The following is a 13,442-nucleotide window of genomic DNA, read 5'->3' on the forward strand; positions in this document are numbered from 1 at the left end:
AGGCTAGGGGGAGGGCTAAAGGCAGTCCTGAGTAGGGGGTACTTGTCTTTTCCGGCGGCCGGACCATGCGGTTACTTGCGGGTACCCGCATCATCGGGGGACTCCCTGCACTGGCTACCTGCCCGTCACGGGTGTATCTTGTCCGCGCATCCGCCCGGGCCTAACGTTGGAACATACGAAAGGTGCATGGCGTCATGGAAATCTACATGTGGTGGCTTGACCTGGACCTGGCCAGCAAGGAATGGCTGCGGGAAAACCTTCGGGCGGAGGAGTTGCCCCTTCCGGTGCTCCAGGGAATTGCGGAAGCGGGCGGCCCGCATCCGGACAATCCGGCGGCCGTCCTGACCCCGGCGGACTGGGACTTCATCGAAACCCAATCGGAGTTTGTGGACTAGTTACCCCGGCCGGGACACAAAATAACCGTTGCGGGCTGCAGTGCGCGGTGGTTGCATGGTGGGCATGGCATCCGCAGAGAGTTTTGTCTTAGCGATCGGGACCAAAAAGGGCCTCTGGCTGGCCACCAGCCAGGACAGGCGCCAGTGGTCTTTCACCGGCCCGCATTTCCTCATGAGCGAGATCCCCAGCATTGGAATAGACACCAGGGAAGGCCGCACCCGGATCTTGGTGGGGGTCCGCAGCGAGCACTGGGGTCCCACCGTTGCGCACTCCGATGACCTGGGCGCCACCTGGTCCGAGCCGGAGCAGGGCGCCGTCAGGTTTCCGGAGGACACGGGTGCCGCACTGGAGCGCATCTGGCAGATCTATCCGGACGCCGAGTCGCGTCCCGGCGTTGTATGGGCGGGAGCTGAACCCATCTCGGTCTGGAAGTCCACCGACGGCGGAGAACACTTTGAACTGAACCGCGGGCTCTGGGACCATCCACACCGCAGTGAGTGGGGCGCAGGCTACGGCGGAGCCGCCGCGCACTCCATCGTGGTCCATCCGGCGGGGGACACGGTCCACGTGGCCATGAGTACCGGAGGCGTGTACCGGTCACTGGACGGCGGCACGTCCTGGGAGCCGCGCAACCACGGCATCTCCGCCTACTTCATGCCGGATCCCAACCCCGAGTTTGGGCAGTGCGTGCACAAGATCGCAGCGGATGCCGCCGTCGACGGCCGCCTCTACGCCCAGAACCACCACGGCGTCTACCGCACCGATGACAACGCGGACAGCTGGAATTCCATCGCGGAGGGGCTTCCCGCGGATTTCGGCTTCGTGATGCTGACCCATCCGCGCCGGGAGGGAACGGCATGGGTCATCCCGCTCAAAGCGGACGGGGAACGCATTCCGCCGGACGGCGAGTTGGCCGTCCACAGGACGGACGACGCCGGGTCCACCTGGACGAGGCTCAGCAACGGCCTGCCCACGGGGGAGTACAACAGCGTGCTGCGTGACGCTGCCTGTGTGGATGCAGCGGAACCGGCCGGGGTCTATTTTGGGACGCGCGGCGGCACGGTCTACGCCAGTGCGGATGAAGGCGGGACCTTCCAGGAGGTGGTGTCCCACCTTCCGGATGTGCTCTGTGTCCGGGCAGCCGTGATAGCCGGTGCCTGAGAGCAGCATGCAGGAAATCAGGGTGGTGCTTCCCAGCGTCCTGCAACCGCTGGCCGGCGGGCAGTCCGTCCTGACTGCGCCCGCCGACGGGCCTGTAACGGTGGGAAAGCTCCTCGATTCGGTGACCTCGGACTTCGCAGTGCTGGCCCGGCGGCTCCGTGACGAGACCGGCGCGTTGCGGCGCTTCGTGAATGTGTACGTCGGCGGGGACGAGGTGCGGCGGTTGCAGGGCCTGGACACCGAGGTGGCGCCAGGCCAGGAGGTGCTGGTCATCCAGTCGGTGGCCGGCGGCTGAGCGGAGGCCCCTGCGTCGAAGAATCCGGTACGGCGGGCAGCCCTTGCCGGCTACACCCGGGCCGCGGACCCCGACAGTTTCAGGCGAGCCGCCAGACGCTGCACTCGTCCGTATTGATGGCTTTGCGCAGGCCGGTAAGCCGGTCCAGGATCCAGACGACGCCGATGCCTGGAGCCGTTTCCTGGACACTTCCGCGGCGGATTACAACGTCGTCGTAGGAAGGACCCACCGAGAGGCGGGCCTCGATCTCGTCGCCGCGGTGGAGCTGGTCCAGGGCGCGGACCCGGGTCACATGTGGTGTCGCTTTCTGCTTCATGGCGGGGCCTCCTGGCTGGGGCTGGTGCCGGCTCTTGCCTGCAGAATCCAGTGTGCCGAAGCAATGTTGCGCCCGCGTTTCCCCGCGGTTAGGCGCCGGTTAGTTCTTCGCGCCGGTGCTGTTTCCCCGGCACTGGTTCCCGGGCGCGGCAGCGGAACAGGCAGGCAATGCCCGACGGCGGCCGCGGCCAAAGGAGGCTACGGCAGTTCCACGCCGGCCCGGTACGCCGCAAGGAACGTGGAGATGCGGTGCACGGCCTCCCGGATATCCAGGACCGACGGAAGGATCACGAACCGGAAGTGGTCGGGCGCGGGCCAGTTGAAGGCGGAACCATGCGAAATGAGGATCTTCTGGTCCCTCAGCAGGTCAAGGACAAACTGCTCGTCACTGCTGATGGGGTAAAGCTCCGGATCGAGGCGGGGGAACAGGTACATGGCTCCCGCCGCGGGAACACACGTCACACCGGGGATTTCCGTCAGGAGCTGGTAGGCGAGATCGCGCTGTTCGCGGAGCCTGCCGCCGGGCCGCACCAGGGCGTCGATGCTCTGGTACCCGCCCAGGCAGGTCTGGATGGCATGCTGCGCCGGAACGTTGGGGCAAAGGCGCAGCGATGCCAGCAGCTCCAGCCCCTCACGGTAGGCGGCAGTGGCGGCGAGCGGTCCGGTGACGGCAACCCAGCCTGCGCGGTAGCCGGGCATGCGGTAGGCCTTGGACAGCCCGCTGAACGTCAGGCAGCAGACGTCCTCGGCCACGGCCGCGGTGTGGATATGCTGGGCCTCCTCATACAGCACCTTCTCGTAGATCTCGTCGGAGAACAGGACCAGGTGGTGCTTCCGGGCCAGTGCCGCGAACTGCTCCAGGATGTGCCGCGGGTAGACGGCGCCCGTGGGGTTGTTGGGGTTGATGATCACGATCCCCTTGGTGCGGCTGGTGATCTTGGCCTCGACGTCGGCCATGTCCGGCCACCAGTTCTCCCCCTCATCGCAGAGGTAGTGCACCGGCTTGCCACCGGTCAGCGTGACCGCGGCAGTCCACAGCGGGTAATCCGGAGCGGGTACCAGGATCTCGTCGCCGTTTTCCATGAAAGCCTGCAGGCACATCGAGATGAGCTCGCTGACGCCGTTGCCGATGAAGATGTCCTCCACCCCGATCTGCATCAGGCCGCGCGTCTGGTAGTACTGCGAGATGGCGGTACGCGCGGAGAAGATCCCTTTCGAATCGCTGTACCCCTGGGCGCCCCGCAGGTGGTGGATTATGTCCACCACCACGGACTCCGGCGTTTCCAGGCCGAACGGGGCAGTGTCCCCGAGATTCATCTTGAGGATCCGGTGCCCCTCCGCCTCCATGGCCTTGGCGGCCTGGAGGATGGGTCCGCGGAGTTCGTACCGGACGTTCTGGAGCTTGCTGGAGTGCTGCATGGGGCGCATGGTTGATTTTTTCACACCCGGACGACGACGGCGCGCCGGCTGCAGTTCCGCCGGAGGCGATGGCGGGCCGCGGGTAACAAACGAAGCTCACCGGCAGAAATATTGGCGACACCCGCCAGGCATTTCTGGGACGGTGCGCCCTTTGATGTGATGCCCATGCGGGCAGGGCGCCGGCATCCACCGTTCAAAGTACGGCGTACGTTGCGCTGCTGTGGACCTGCGCGTCGCCGTATGAACCGCCATGAACCTCCGGTACCTGATTGCCTTACGTCCCGATGCGCCATGTGTCGGCCGGCGGCGCAACGTGCAGCGGAGTGTCCGAACACTACGCCGCGAGGACTTCTGTTACTCCCGTTTTCCCGCAGTTGCCTGCCGTTTCGCGCTGTTAAGCCGCCGCTTCTGCCGGTGATTCTTCTCTGTTCTAGTGGTTGCCACGAGCCAGATGGTCCGGATCGACACCCGAACTGCAGAAAGACCCACCACCATGAAAAACCGACTCCTGCCCGCACGAACTATCCGCACCACAGGCACGGCATTCGCCATGGCTGCAGTCGTGGCAGTCACGCTGGCGCTGTCCGGTTGCGGCGGTCCCGCTACGGCACAACAGGCCGGGAGCGGCAGCGGCGCTGAGGTGAAAACCGTCCGGTACCAGGGTTCGCCCAACACAGTAGCCCTGGTGGAAGTGGCGGAAGACCTCGGCTATCTGGGCGACGTCAAGCTCGAATGGGTCAGCAACACCACCAGCGGGCCGCAGAGCATCCAATCCGTGGCCACCGACCAGACGGACATCGGGGGAGCGTTCACCGGCGCCGTGATCAAGCTGATCGAGGCCGGTGCGCCCGTCAAAGCCGTCATCAACTACTACGGGGAGGACAACAAGACTTTCACGGGGTACTACGTGGAGGAAGGCAGCCCCATCCGCACTGCCAGGGACCTGATCGGCAAGAAGATCGCCGTGAACACCCTTGGCGCCCACCACGAGGCCGTGATCACCACGCACCTCAAGAACAGCGGCCTGACTCCCGAGGAGATCAAGCAGGTGCAGCTGGTGGTGGTTCCGCCAAACGAAACCGAAGTTGCCCTGCGCAAGAAGCAGGTCGACGTGGGAACACTGGGCGGAGTGCTGCAGGACCGTGCGCTCGCGGAGGGAGGCGTCCGTGCGCTCTTCACCGACGTCGGCGTCATCGGAGGACCGTTCGACGCCGGGCAGTACGTCCTTCGCAATGACTTCCTGGCGAAGAACCCGGAGACCAGCCGGACGCTGGTCACCGGGGTGGCCAAGGCCATCGAATGGCAGCGGAGCACCCCACGGGAGCAGGTGATCGCCAAATTCGAGGAAATCATCGCCAAACGGGGCCGCAACGAGAGTACCGAGGCGCTGAAGTACTGGAAGAGCGTGGGCGTTGCCTCGCCGGGCGGCCGGATCCAGGAGACCGATTTCACCCGCTGGGCCGACTACCTGAAGTCGGCCGGAATCATCACCGGCGACCTCGATACCTCCACGCTCTACACCAACGAGTTCAACCTGCTGGAAACCCCGGCGCCGGCCGCAACCCCGAAAGGATAGACGATGACCCCCAAAATCAGCCTCCGAAACGTCACCAAGGAATTCAGTATCCGGCCAGGCAAGGGCACGGGCAGCCGCCGCCAGGGGGAGCCCCCAGTCCTCACCGCCATCGACAGCCTCAGCCTGGACGTCGCCGCCGGCGAGTTCCTCACCCTCGTGGGCCCCAGCGGCTCAGGCAAGACCACGCTCCTGGACCTGCTGGCCGGGCTCTCCCGTCCAACATCGGGAGAGGTCCTGGTGGACGGAAAGGAAGTGACCGGACCGGGCCAGGACCGGGCAGTCGTCTTCCAGCAGTACGAGCTGTTTCCCTGGCGGACGGCGTCGGCCAACGTTTCAATAGGCCTCGAGAGCACTGGCCTGTCCAAAAAGGAAAGGGCGGCGAAGGCCAGCGAATTCCTGGACCTGGTGGGCCTTGCCGGGTTCGGGGACCGCTATCCTCACGAACTGTCCGGCGGTATGAAGCAGCGCGTGGCCATCGCAAGGAGCCTCGCCCATGAGCCGGACGTTCTGCTGATGGACGAGCCCTTCGCCGCCCTTGACGCCCAGACCCGTGAACAGCTCCAGGACGAGCTCCTGCGGATCTGGAAGGCGACCGGGAAGACCATCGTCTTCATCACCCACGGGATCGACGAAGCGGTGTACCTCGGCCAGCGGGTGGCGGTGCTGAGCGCCCGGCCGGGAAAACTCAAGGAAATCGTGGCCATCAACATCCCCGAGGGCGACCGCGACGCGGACATCCGCTCGCACCCCGCCTTTGTGGAACACCGCCACCAGGTGTGGTCGCTGCTGCACGACGAAGTCCGCCTCGCCCGGGACTCCGGCCACCGGAAGATCCTGCCGGACGGCACCGCCCCCGATGAACAGCCGCTCGAAAGGAGCGCAGTCTGATGAGTACAGTGTTGACCCGCCCCCCGGAGGCGCCTGCCGCCGTCGAACACTCTCCAGCCCTGCCTGCGGCGGAACGCCAGAAGGCGGGCAGGCTCTCCTACGTGGCACACCTGGCGGCCCGCGCGGGCTGGAAATCCCTTGCCGTGGTGCTTTTCCTGGCACTCTGGGAAGTGGGGCCGCTGTATCTGGCCAGCCCCTCCACCCGCGTGTTCCTGCCGCCGCTGCACGAAGTCCTCGCCGCCGGTGCCAGGCTCGTGGAAGCCGGGCAGCTGCAGAGCCATCTGCAGGCGAGCCTCACCCGCTCGGTATCCGGATTCGGGATTGCAGTGGTCACGGCCGTGGTGCTGGGGCTCCTGATCGCCTGGTACGGCTGGCTGAATTCGTTCCTGAACCCGCTCCTGGAGCTTTTCCGGAACACGGCCACCCTGGCACTGCTGCCGGTGTTCACCCTGCTGCTGGGCATCGGCGAGGAATCCAAGATCACCATCGTGGCCTACGCCGCCTTCTTCCCGGTCCTGCTGAACACCATCGCCGGCGTCCGGACCGTGGACCCACTGCTCATCCGCGCCGCCAAATCCTTGGGGATGAACAGTTTCCGGCTCTTCCAGAAGGTGATCCTGCCGTCTGCGGTCCCCACGATCTTCACAGGGATCAGGATGGCTGGGACATCGTCCATCCTGGTCCTGATCGCCGCCGAAATGGTGGGCGCCAAGGCCGGGCTCGGCTACCTGATAGTCAATTCGCAAATGAGCTTCCTGATCCCGGACATGTACGCCGGCATCCTGACCGTCTCCGTGCTGGGCCTCGCCGTCAACGCCCTGCTCGTGGCCCTGGAACGGCACTTTTCCCGCTGGCGCACCGCCGTCGGCTCCACATCCTGAACTGCCCAACTGAACTGTCCGACTGAACTGCAAAGGAAGATCCAATGACCGTCATCACCGAAACCAAACTCCAGTTCACCAAGCTGAGTGCCCGCATCGGCGCGGAAATCCGCGGCCTTGACCTCAGCAGGGACCTGCCGCCGGACACGGTGGCGCAGATCCGTGCCGCCCTGAACACCCACAAAGCCCTCGTCTTCCGGGAAGCCAACATCGGCACCGACGAGGACCAGGTGCGATTCGCCAGCCACTTCGGCCCGCTCACCAAAGCCCACCCCACGGTGGCCTCGGTGGACGGCAAACCGGCCGTCCTGCCGGTGGACAGCGAAAACGGGAGTGCCAACAACTGGCACACGGATGTCACGTTCGTCGTCAACCCGCCCCAGGCCTCCACCCTGCGCAGCATCACCCTGCCGGCTTACGGCGGCGAAACCCTGATCGCATCCTCGGCCGGCGCCTACCAGGACCTGCCTGAGGAACTGCGGAATTTCGCCGACACCCTTTGGGCAATCCACACCAACGACTACGACTACTCCGTCCCGAAGAACCTGGAGCATGCCAACGCGGACGAGCGGCGCAGGGAATTCACGCGCATCCACTTCGAATCGGCCCATCCCGTCGTCCGTATCCATCCGCTGACCGGTGAGCGCGGGCTCTTTATTGGCGGGTTCGCCCAGCGGCTCCGGATTGTTGGCTTGTCCAACACCGAATCCAAGGACATCCTGCGCCTCCTGCAGGCGTACGTGACCAGGCCGGAGAACGTGGTCCGGGTGAACTGGGAACCGGACCAGCTGGTCCTGTTCGACAACCGCATCACCCAGCACTACGCGCCGGACAACTACGACGGCCAGCCCCGCCAGCTGAACCGCGTCACCATCGCCGGCGACGTCCCCCGCGGAGTGGACGGCCGCAGCAGCACCTCCATCAAGGGCGACTCGTCCGCCTACTCCGAGACCGTCGTCGTGCCTGGAATCTCCCAGGCGCCGGCCTTCACAGCAGCCGGGGCAAACCAGTGAGCGCGCCGGAAAGCGGACCCCGGCAGCTGCACCTGAACGCTTTCCTGATGAGCACCGGCCACCACGAGGCATCGTGGCGGCTGCCGGAGAGCAACAGTTTCGCCAGCACGGACGTGAAGCATTTCCAACGGCTGGCCCAGGTTGCGGAGCGCGGAAAGCTGGATTCGATCTTCTTCGCCGATTCACCGGTGCTGCATGGGAACGTGGCCCAACGGCCGTACACCAGCCTGGAACCGACCGTCCTGCTCGCGGCCATAGCGGCCGTCACCGAGCGGATCGGACTGATTGCCACCGCTTCCACCACGTACAACGAGCCGTACAACCTGGCGCGGCGCTTCGCCTCGGTGGACCACATCAGCGGGGGCAGGGCCGGCTGGAACGTCGTGACCACAGCTGGCGACGCTGCAGCCCGGAACTTCTCACTGGCCGGCCAGCCGGTCCACTCGCAGCGGTATGAGCGGGCCGCGGAATTCCTGGACGTGGCGCAAAAACTCTGGGACAGCTGGGAAGACGGCGCCGTGGTGGCGGACAAGGGCGCCGGAGTGTGGGCAGACAGTTCCCGGGTGCATGCGGCCAACCACGAGGGGAAGCATTTCCGGGTGGAAGGCGCCCTGGATGTCCCCAGGTCCGTCCAGGGCCGCCCGGTCATTGTCCAGGCCGGCTCCTCCGAGGACGGCAAAGAGTTCGCATCCCGGTACGCGGAGGCGGTCTTCACTGCCCACCAGACCCTCTCCGTGGCGCAGGACTTCTACGCTGACCTGAAGGGACGGACGAAGGCGGCTGGCCGGGACCCGGTATCCCTGAAGATCCTGCCGGGCATTGTTCCCGTCATCGCCGCCTCCGAGGCCGAGGCCCTGAAACTGGAGCGGGAACTGGACGAACTGATCCAGCCCGAACACGCCCGCCGGCAGCTCGCCAACGTGCTTCGGGTGGCACCTGAATCCCTGAAGCTGGACGCCCGGCTTCCGGCAGACCTCCCCTCGGAAGACGAGATCGAGGGTGCCAAAAGCCGGTACACGCTGATCGTGAACCTCGCCCGCCGTGAACACCTCACGGTGCGCCAGCTCATCGGCCGGCTGGGCGGCGGCCGTGGGCACCGGACGTTCGCCGGCACCCCGGAGCAGGTGGCTGACGCCATCCAGGACTGGTTCCAGTCGGGCGCGGCCGACGGATTCAACATCATGCCGCCGGTGCTGCCCTCCGGGTTGGAGATTTTTGTGGACCAGGTGGTCCCGATCCTGCAGGACCGCGGCCTGTTCCGGAGCGAATATACGGGACGCACACTGCGCGGCCACTACGGGCTGGCCATACCGGCCAACTCCCACAACCGGGTGCTACAGCCTGCGTAGTCCCGGCCAAAAGGTGCCCCGCCAATGCTGACCCAGCAATGGCGGGGCACTTTCCTTTGTGCACAGCATGGCGCTGAGGGCCCCTGCACCGGGCGGACGCCTGCAGTGCGCGGCCGCCGCCTGCCGCGTGCTAGGCCTCGCTGGCGTGGGCACCTGCCGAGTGCTGCTGCACCAGCAGGCTCAGGCGCTCCGAACTCAGGCGCAGCGCTTCCAGCTCGCGACGGCTGTATTCATCAATCGTGCGGTGCATCAGCTCCGGGAGGTCCCCGGCTGCTGCCCCATCCACCTCGAACTCGTGCGTGAGGGTCACCTCCGAGTTGCCGTCCGCACGGAGGATCACCCAGCTCCCGCCGAGCCTCAACAGGGGGTGCTCCAAACCGACCTGCCGGAATTCGGCGCGGTGTGATGCCGCATCGAAGAGGCAGTGGCAGCGGCTGGAGTTCAGGGCACCGTTGGCCACGATGGACGTGCGGAGTTCATGGTCGGCGTCATCGCCGCTGACCCGTTCGGAGTAGACGGTCAGCCCGTCCAGGAACGGCCAGTGGGAGGAATCCCGCAGTACGGTGAAGACCAGGTCCGCCGGGGCCTTGATGGTAAGCCGGTGAGTAGTCCGCTGCGTAGTCAACGACACGTGGTACACCTCCTGTAATGTGCTGGGCTTTTTAGCAATCTAGGCCAGCCCGGGCATGGCACGGGGGATTTCCGTCCTCCTGCGTCACGGCACGAAACCAGGGGTAACACTTGGTCCGGTCAGGGGTCATTCCTGGTCGCCGGATGAAGCCCGGCGGCCCCGCGTTGCGCAAGGGGTCGGCAGGTTTCAGCCGAAGTTGAGGTCTGGATGCCGGGGTGGTTGATTGAGGTCACCCTCCCTTTGAAAGGACACCCATGACGGACCAACATGACCTCAGTCCCCGGCGCCTGCGCCATATTATGGGGCACTTCGCCACGGGCCTGACGGTGATCACCGCCTCAACTGAGGCCGGACCGGCCGGCATGACCTGCCAGTCGTTTTCGTCCCTTTCGCTGGAACCGGCGCTGGTGTCCTTCAGCCCGGCGCGCACCTCCACCACCTGGCCCCTGCTGCGGGCAGCGGGCCGGTTCGCCGTCAACATCCTCCCTGCTGAACACCAGCACCTGGCGGCCCAGTTTGCGCGCTCCGCTACGGACAAGTTCGCTGGAGTCAGCCACTCACCGTCGCCGCTTGGAAGCCCAGTCCTGGACCAGGCCCTGGCGTGGGTGGATTGCGAGCTTGAGCAGGAGTACGACGGCGGCGACCACACCATCGTTGTGGGCGCAGTCCGTGCCCTGAGTGCCCGGGCTGGAGCAGAGCCCCTTGTCTTCTTCAAGGGTGCCTACGTAGGCCTCGGCTCCCGGCCGGGCACTCTGGAGAGCGTCGCATGAGCTGACCGGAGCGTCCCGGCTCCGACGCGCAGCTAAGGCGACAGCCGGTCGCCTTTGCGGTGGAGGCGGTACCAGCGGTAGCCGTAGCGTTCCAGCTCAACGGTGAAACCGCCGTCGGGCTCCAGCGGTATGTTGTCGCCGTCGAACAGGTCCAGCAGGATGGCGTCCCTGAAGGCGTTGCGCGGCCCATCCTCGGGGGCCAATGTGCCGCTGACCTTCACCGGCTCCTCGCCGAAGTTGTGCAGGAGCACCAGTGCGCCGGTGTCCGTGCTGCAGGTGTGCGCAAAGACCGCCGGCTCGGACTGCTCAATGACAGCGAATTCCCCCCAGCCAAGCTCTGGGGACTCCCGGTAGCGGCGGATCAGGGTGACCATGAAGTTGAACAGAGAGTCCGGATCGCGTTTGGCGGCCGCGGCGTTGACGTGCTCCGGGCCGTAATCCCCCCGCGCCAGCGGTACCACCAGGTCCGCGGCCCTGGCTGTGGAAAATCCGCCGTTCTTCTCGTCGGTCCACTGCATGGGGGTGCGCACCGCTGCCCGGCTCTTTTGCCGGAGGTCCTCGCCCATGCCGATTTCCTCACCGTAGAACAGCACCGGGGTTCCGGGCAGGGCGAACATCAGCGAATAGACCATGCGGAGTCGCTCGGGGTCGCCGTCCAGCATCGGCGGCAGCCTCCGGCGCAGCCCCCGTCCGTAGATCTGCATGTTCTTCCGGGGTCCGAAAGCTGCGAAGACCTCTTCGCGCTCGCCGTCGCTGAGCTTGTCCAGGGTCAGCTCGTCATGGTTGCGCACGAACATGGCCCACTGGTTGTCGGGGTGCAGGGGCGGCCGGCTCTTCAGCGTCTCTGCCAGGGGGCGGGCGTCCTGGCGGGCCAGCGACAGGTAGATGTGCTGCATGGACATGAAATCGAACTGCATGTTCAGTTCATTGCCGTCCGGTCCACCGAAGTACTCCACCTGCTCCTTGTAGGGCAAGTTCACTTCGCCCAGCAGCACGGCGCTGCCGTTGCGGCGGCTCACGAAACTGCGCAGCGCTGCGAGGAAGCCGTGCGGATCCAGCTTGGCGGCTTCGTCCTTGGGCTGCCCTCGGGTCTCCAGGAAGAAGGGCACTGCGTCCAGGCGGAAGCCGTCCAGTCCCAGTTCCAGCCACAGCCCCATCGCCTTGGCGATCTCATTGCGCACGTCGGGATTGGTGACATTGAGGTCCGGCTGGTGCTTGGCGAACATGTGGAGGTACCACTCCCCGGTGGCGTCATCCTTTTCCCACAGCGAGTCCTCTTCGCCCGGGAACACCACCTCGGAGGACGTGTCCGGGGGAGTGTCGCTGCGCCAGACGTAGTAGTCCCGGTACTTGCTGTCCTTGGATTTGCGGGCCTCGACGAACCAGGGGTGCTGGTCCGAGGTGTGGTTCACCACGAAGTCGGCGATGACCCGCATGCCCCGGTCCCTGGCCGCCCGCATGAACTCCACCAGGTCGCCCATGGTGCCAAGCCGGGGGTCCACGGTGAAGAAGTCCGTTACGTCGTACCCGTCGTCCCGGTCCGGGGAGGGGTAGAACGGCATCAGCCAGATGCAGGTCACGCCCAGCGCCGCCAGGTAGTCCACGCGCTGGGTGAGCCCTGCGAAGTCCCCGGTGCCGTCGCCGTCGTCGTCAAAAAAGGTCTCAACGTCCAGGCAGTAGATCACCGCGTTCTTCCACCAGAGGTCCGAGGTTTCGGCGAGCCTCATGCCGGTGCCTGCGCCCGTGCCTGGGCCCGCGAGCCGCGCAGCTGAGGAAGGACGTCCGTGGCAAACGCATCGATAAAGGGGGCCTGCTCCTGCCCCACGAAGTGGAGGTAGATTTCATCGAAGCCCAGGTCCGCGTAGCCTGCCAGCCACTCTGCGTGCTGCTCCAGGCTTGCCGAGACGTTGACCGCCGTGCGGACCTGTTCCTCGCCGATATGGCCGCTGACGCCGTCGAAGTGCCCGGCCGTGGGGAGGTCCCAGGGGACCGGCGGGGCGAAGGTGTTGGTGCGCCACTGGTCCAGGGCAATGGCTGCCGCGTCCTGCTCACGGGGAGCCCAGGACAGGTGCACCTGCAGCACAGCCTTGCCACGGCCGCCGTTGTCCCGGTAGGCCGCCAGCATGTCCCTCAGCTTGTCGGCGGGCTGGTTGATGGTTACCAGGCCGTCTGCCCACGCGGCAGAACGGCGGGCGGTCTCCACGCTGATGGCCGGGGCGATCAGCGGCGGCGGGGAATCCGGAACGTCCCAGATCCGGGCCTGTTCCACGGTGACAAGCCCGTGGTGGGTCACCTCCTCGCCCCGGTGCAGCCGGCGGATCACTTCCACACACTCTTCAAGCCGGCGCTGCCGCACCTCTTTGGGCGGCCAGGCATCGCCGGTGACGTGCTCGTTCATGTTCTCGCCGCTGCCGGGCGCCATCCAGAAGCGGTCCGGAAACATGCTTGCCAGGGTGGCGGAGGCGTGGGCGATGATGGCGGGGTGGTAGCGCTGGCCCGGTGCGGTCACCACGCCGAAGCGCAGGCTGGTGGTGGCCAGCGCCGCCCCCAGCCAGGACCAGGCGAAGCCGGAGTGGCCCTGCCGGGCGGACCACGGCTCAATATGGTCAGAGCACATGGCGGCATCGAATCCTGCCCGTTCCGCGTGCTGGACGTCCTTGAGCAGTTGGGCGGGACTGATCTGTTCGTGTGAGGCATGGAAGCCGACGGTAACCATCGTTAACCTCTACCGTCCGGAAGGGTGCCGTG

14 protein-coding genes are annotated in these 13,442 nt (G+C 66.0%); 9 read left to right on the top strand and 5 right to left on the bottom strand.

The window, feature by feature from the left end; all coding sequences use genetic code 11:
• Positions 1-194 precede the first annotated feature (194 nt).
• From WHH00_RS18910 to WHH00_RS18920, 3 genes are read left to right on the top strand one after another with little or no spacing between them, the layout of a single operon-like run.
• Entirely contained in the window at positions 195-395 is a 201-nt protein-coding gene (locus WHH00_RS18910; protein WP_066280037.1) for a hypothetical protein, read from the top strand.
• Between the two features lie 55 nt (positions 396-450).
• Positions 451-1,557, top strand: a complete 1,107-nt coding sequence (locus tag WHH00_RS18915) for a WD40/YVTN/BNR-like repeat-containing protein (protein WP_406635208.1) — start codon at positions 451-453, stop codon at positions 1,555-1,557.
• 7 nt (positions 1,558-1,564) lie between these two features.
• On the top strand, positions 1,565-1,852 hold the full coding sequence (locus WHH00_RS18920; RefSeq protein ID WP_406638693.1) for a MoaD/ThiS family protein: 288 nt from the start codon (positions 1,565-1,567) through the stop codon (positions 1,850-1,852).
• 79 nt (positions 1,853-1,931) lie between these two features.
• Here the strand turns inward: WHH00_RS18920 and WHH00_RS18925 are convergent, their stop codons facing one another.
• Positions 1,932-2,168: a hypothetical protein gene (locus WHH00_RS18925; RefSeq protein ID WP_066272548.1), complete on the bottom strand. Its 237-nt coding sequence runs from the start codon at positions 2,166-2,168 to the stop codon at positions 1,932-1,934.
• Positions 2,169-2,365: 197 nt separating this feature from the next.
• Positions 2,366-3,595, bottom strand: a complete 1,230-nt coding sequence (locus tag WHH00_RS18930; protein WP_406635211.1) for a pyridoxal phosphate-dependent aminotransferase — start codon at positions 3,593-3,595, stop codon at positions 2,366-2,368.
• Between the two features lie 484 nt (positions 3,596-4,079).
• Between WHH00_RS18930 and WHH00_RS18935 the strand changes: the two genes are divergently transcribed.
• The 5 genes from WHH00_RS18935 to WHH00_RS18955 are packed head-to-tail and all read left to right on the top strand — an operon-like array spanning position 4,080 to position 9,293.
• Complete coding sequence (locus tag WHH00_RS18935) at positions 4,080-5,162, top strand: ABC transporter substrate-binding protein (RefSeq protein ID WP_406635213.1); 1,083 nt, start codon at positions 4,080-4,082, stop codon at positions 5,160-5,162.
• Positions 5,163-5,165: 3 nt separating this feature from the next.
• A complete protein-coding gene (locus tag WHH00_RS18940; protein ID WP_406635215.1) occupies positions 5,166-6,050 on the top strand; it encodes an ABC transporter ATP-binding protein in 885 nt (294 codons plus the stop codon).
• Positions 6,050-6,931: an ABC transporter permease gene (locus tag WHH00_RS18945; protein WP_066272539.1), complete on the top strand. Its 882-nt coding sequence runs from the start codon at positions 6,050-6,052 to the stop codon at positions 6,929-6,931. The genes WHH00_RS18940 and WHH00_RS18945 overlap by 1 nt, the downstream gene beginning before the upstream one ends.
• A 44-nt stretch (positions 6,932-6,975) precedes the next feature.
• A complete protein-coding gene (locus tag WHH00_RS18950; RefSeq protein ID WP_406635217.1) occupies positions 6,976-7,944 on the top strand; it encodes a TauD/TfdA dioxygenase family protein in 969 nt (322 codons plus the stop codon).
• Complete coding sequence (locus WHH00_RS18955; RefSeq protein WP_406635219.1) at positions 7,941-9,293, top strand: LLM class flavin-dependent oxidoreductase; 1,353 nt, start codon at positions 7,941-7,943, stop codon at positions 9,291-9,293. The genes WHH00_RS18950 and WHH00_RS18955 overlap by 4 nt, the downstream gene beginning before the upstream one ends.
• Positions 9,294-9,423: 130 nt before the next feature.
• Here WHH00_RS18955 and WHH00_RS18960 read toward each other — a convergent pair whose 3' ends face one another.
• Positions 9,424-9,924: an SRPBCC family protein gene (locus tag WHH00_RS18960; protein WP_406635221.1), complete on the bottom strand. Its 501-nt coding sequence runs from the start codon at positions 9,922-9,924 to the stop codon at positions 9,424-9,426.
• 254 nt (positions 9,925-10,178) lie between these two features.
• Here WHH00_RS18960 and WHH00_RS18965 point away from each other — a divergent pair, with 254 nt between their 5' ends.
• A complete protein-coding gene (locus WHH00_RS18965; RefSeq protein ID WP_406635223.1) occupies positions 10,179-10,694 on the top strand; it encodes a flavin reductase family protein in 516 nt (171 codons plus the stop codon).
• A gap of 32 nt (positions 10,695-10,726) precedes the next feature.
• Here the strand turns inward: WHH00_RS18965 and WHH00_RS18970 are convergent, their stop codons facing one another.
• Positions 10,727-12,421, bottom strand: a complete 1,695-nt coding sequence (locus WHH00_RS18970; protein ID WP_406635225.1) for an alpha-amylase family protein — start codon at positions 12,419-12,421, stop codon at positions 10,727-10,729.
• On the bottom strand, positions 12,418-13,410 hold the full coding sequence (locus WHH00_RS18975) for a TIGR03885 family FMN-dependent LLM class oxidoreductase (RefSeq protein ID WP_406635226.1): 993 nt from the start codon (positions 13,408-13,410) through the stop codon (positions 12,418-12,420). The genes WHH00_RS18970 and WHH00_RS18975 overlap by 4 nt, the downstream gene beginning before the upstream one ends.
• Positions 13,411-13,442: the final 32 nt, after the last annotated feature.

It is taken from the genome of Pseudarthrobacter quantipunctorum (assembly GCF_045291495.1).
GTDB classification, from domain to species: domain Bacteria; phylum Actinomycetota; class Actinomycetes; order Actinomycetales; family Micrococcaceae; genus Arthrobacter; species Arthrobacter quantipunctorum.

Excerpts from the sequence above, each read along its gene's own strand:
- WHH00_RS18910 (WP_066280037.1), top strand. The coding sequence starts at position 195 with ATGGAAATCTACATGTGGTGGCTTGACCTGGACCTGGCCAGCAAGGAA.
- WHH00_RS18915 (WP_406635208.1), top strand. The coding sequence starts at position 451 with ATGGTGGGCATGGCATCCGCAGAGAGTTTTGTCTTAGCGATCGGGACC.
- WHH00_RS18920 (WP_406638693.1), top strand. The coding sequence starts at position 1,565 with ATGCAGGAAATCAGGGTGGTGCTTCCCAGCGTCCTGCAACCGCTGGCC.
- WHH00_RS18925 (WP_066272548.1), bottom strand. The coding sequence starts at position 2,168 with ATGAAGCAGAAAGCGACACCACATGTGACCCGGGTCCGCGCCCTGGAC.
- WHH00_RS18930 (WP_406635211.1), bottom strand. The coding sequence starts at position 3,595 with ATGCGCCCCATGCAGCACTCCAGCAAGCTCCAGAACGTCCGGTACGAA.
- WHH00_RS18935 (WP_406635213.1), top strand. The coding sequence starts at position 4,080 with ATGAAAAACCGACTCCTGCCCGCACGAACTATCCGCACCACAGGCACG.
- WHH00_RS18940 (WP_406635215.1), top strand. The coding sequence starts at position 5,166 with ATGACCCCCAAAATCAGCCTCCGAAACGTCACCAAGGAATTCAGTATC.
- WHH00_RS18945 (WP_066272539.1), top strand. The coding sequence starts at position 6,050 with ATGAGTACAGTGTTGACCCGCCCCCCGGAGGCGCCTGCCGCCGTCGAA.
- WHH00_RS18950 (WP_406635217.1), top strand. The coding sequence starts at position 6,976 with ATGACCGTCATCACCGAAACCAAACTCCAGTTCACCAAGCTGAGTGCC.
- WHH00_RS18965 (WP_406635223.1), top strand. The coding sequence starts at position 10,179 with ATGACGGACCAACATGACCTCAGTCCCCGGCGCCTGCGCCATATTATG.
- WHH00_RS18970 (WP_406635225.1), bottom strand. The coding sequence starts at position 12,421 with ATGAGGCTCGCCGAAACCTCGGACCTCTGGTGGAAGAACGCGGTGATC.
- WHH00_RS18975 (WP_406635226.1), bottom strand. The coding sequence starts at position 13,410 with ATGGTTACCGTCGGCTTCCATGCCTCACACGAACAGATCAGTCCCGCC.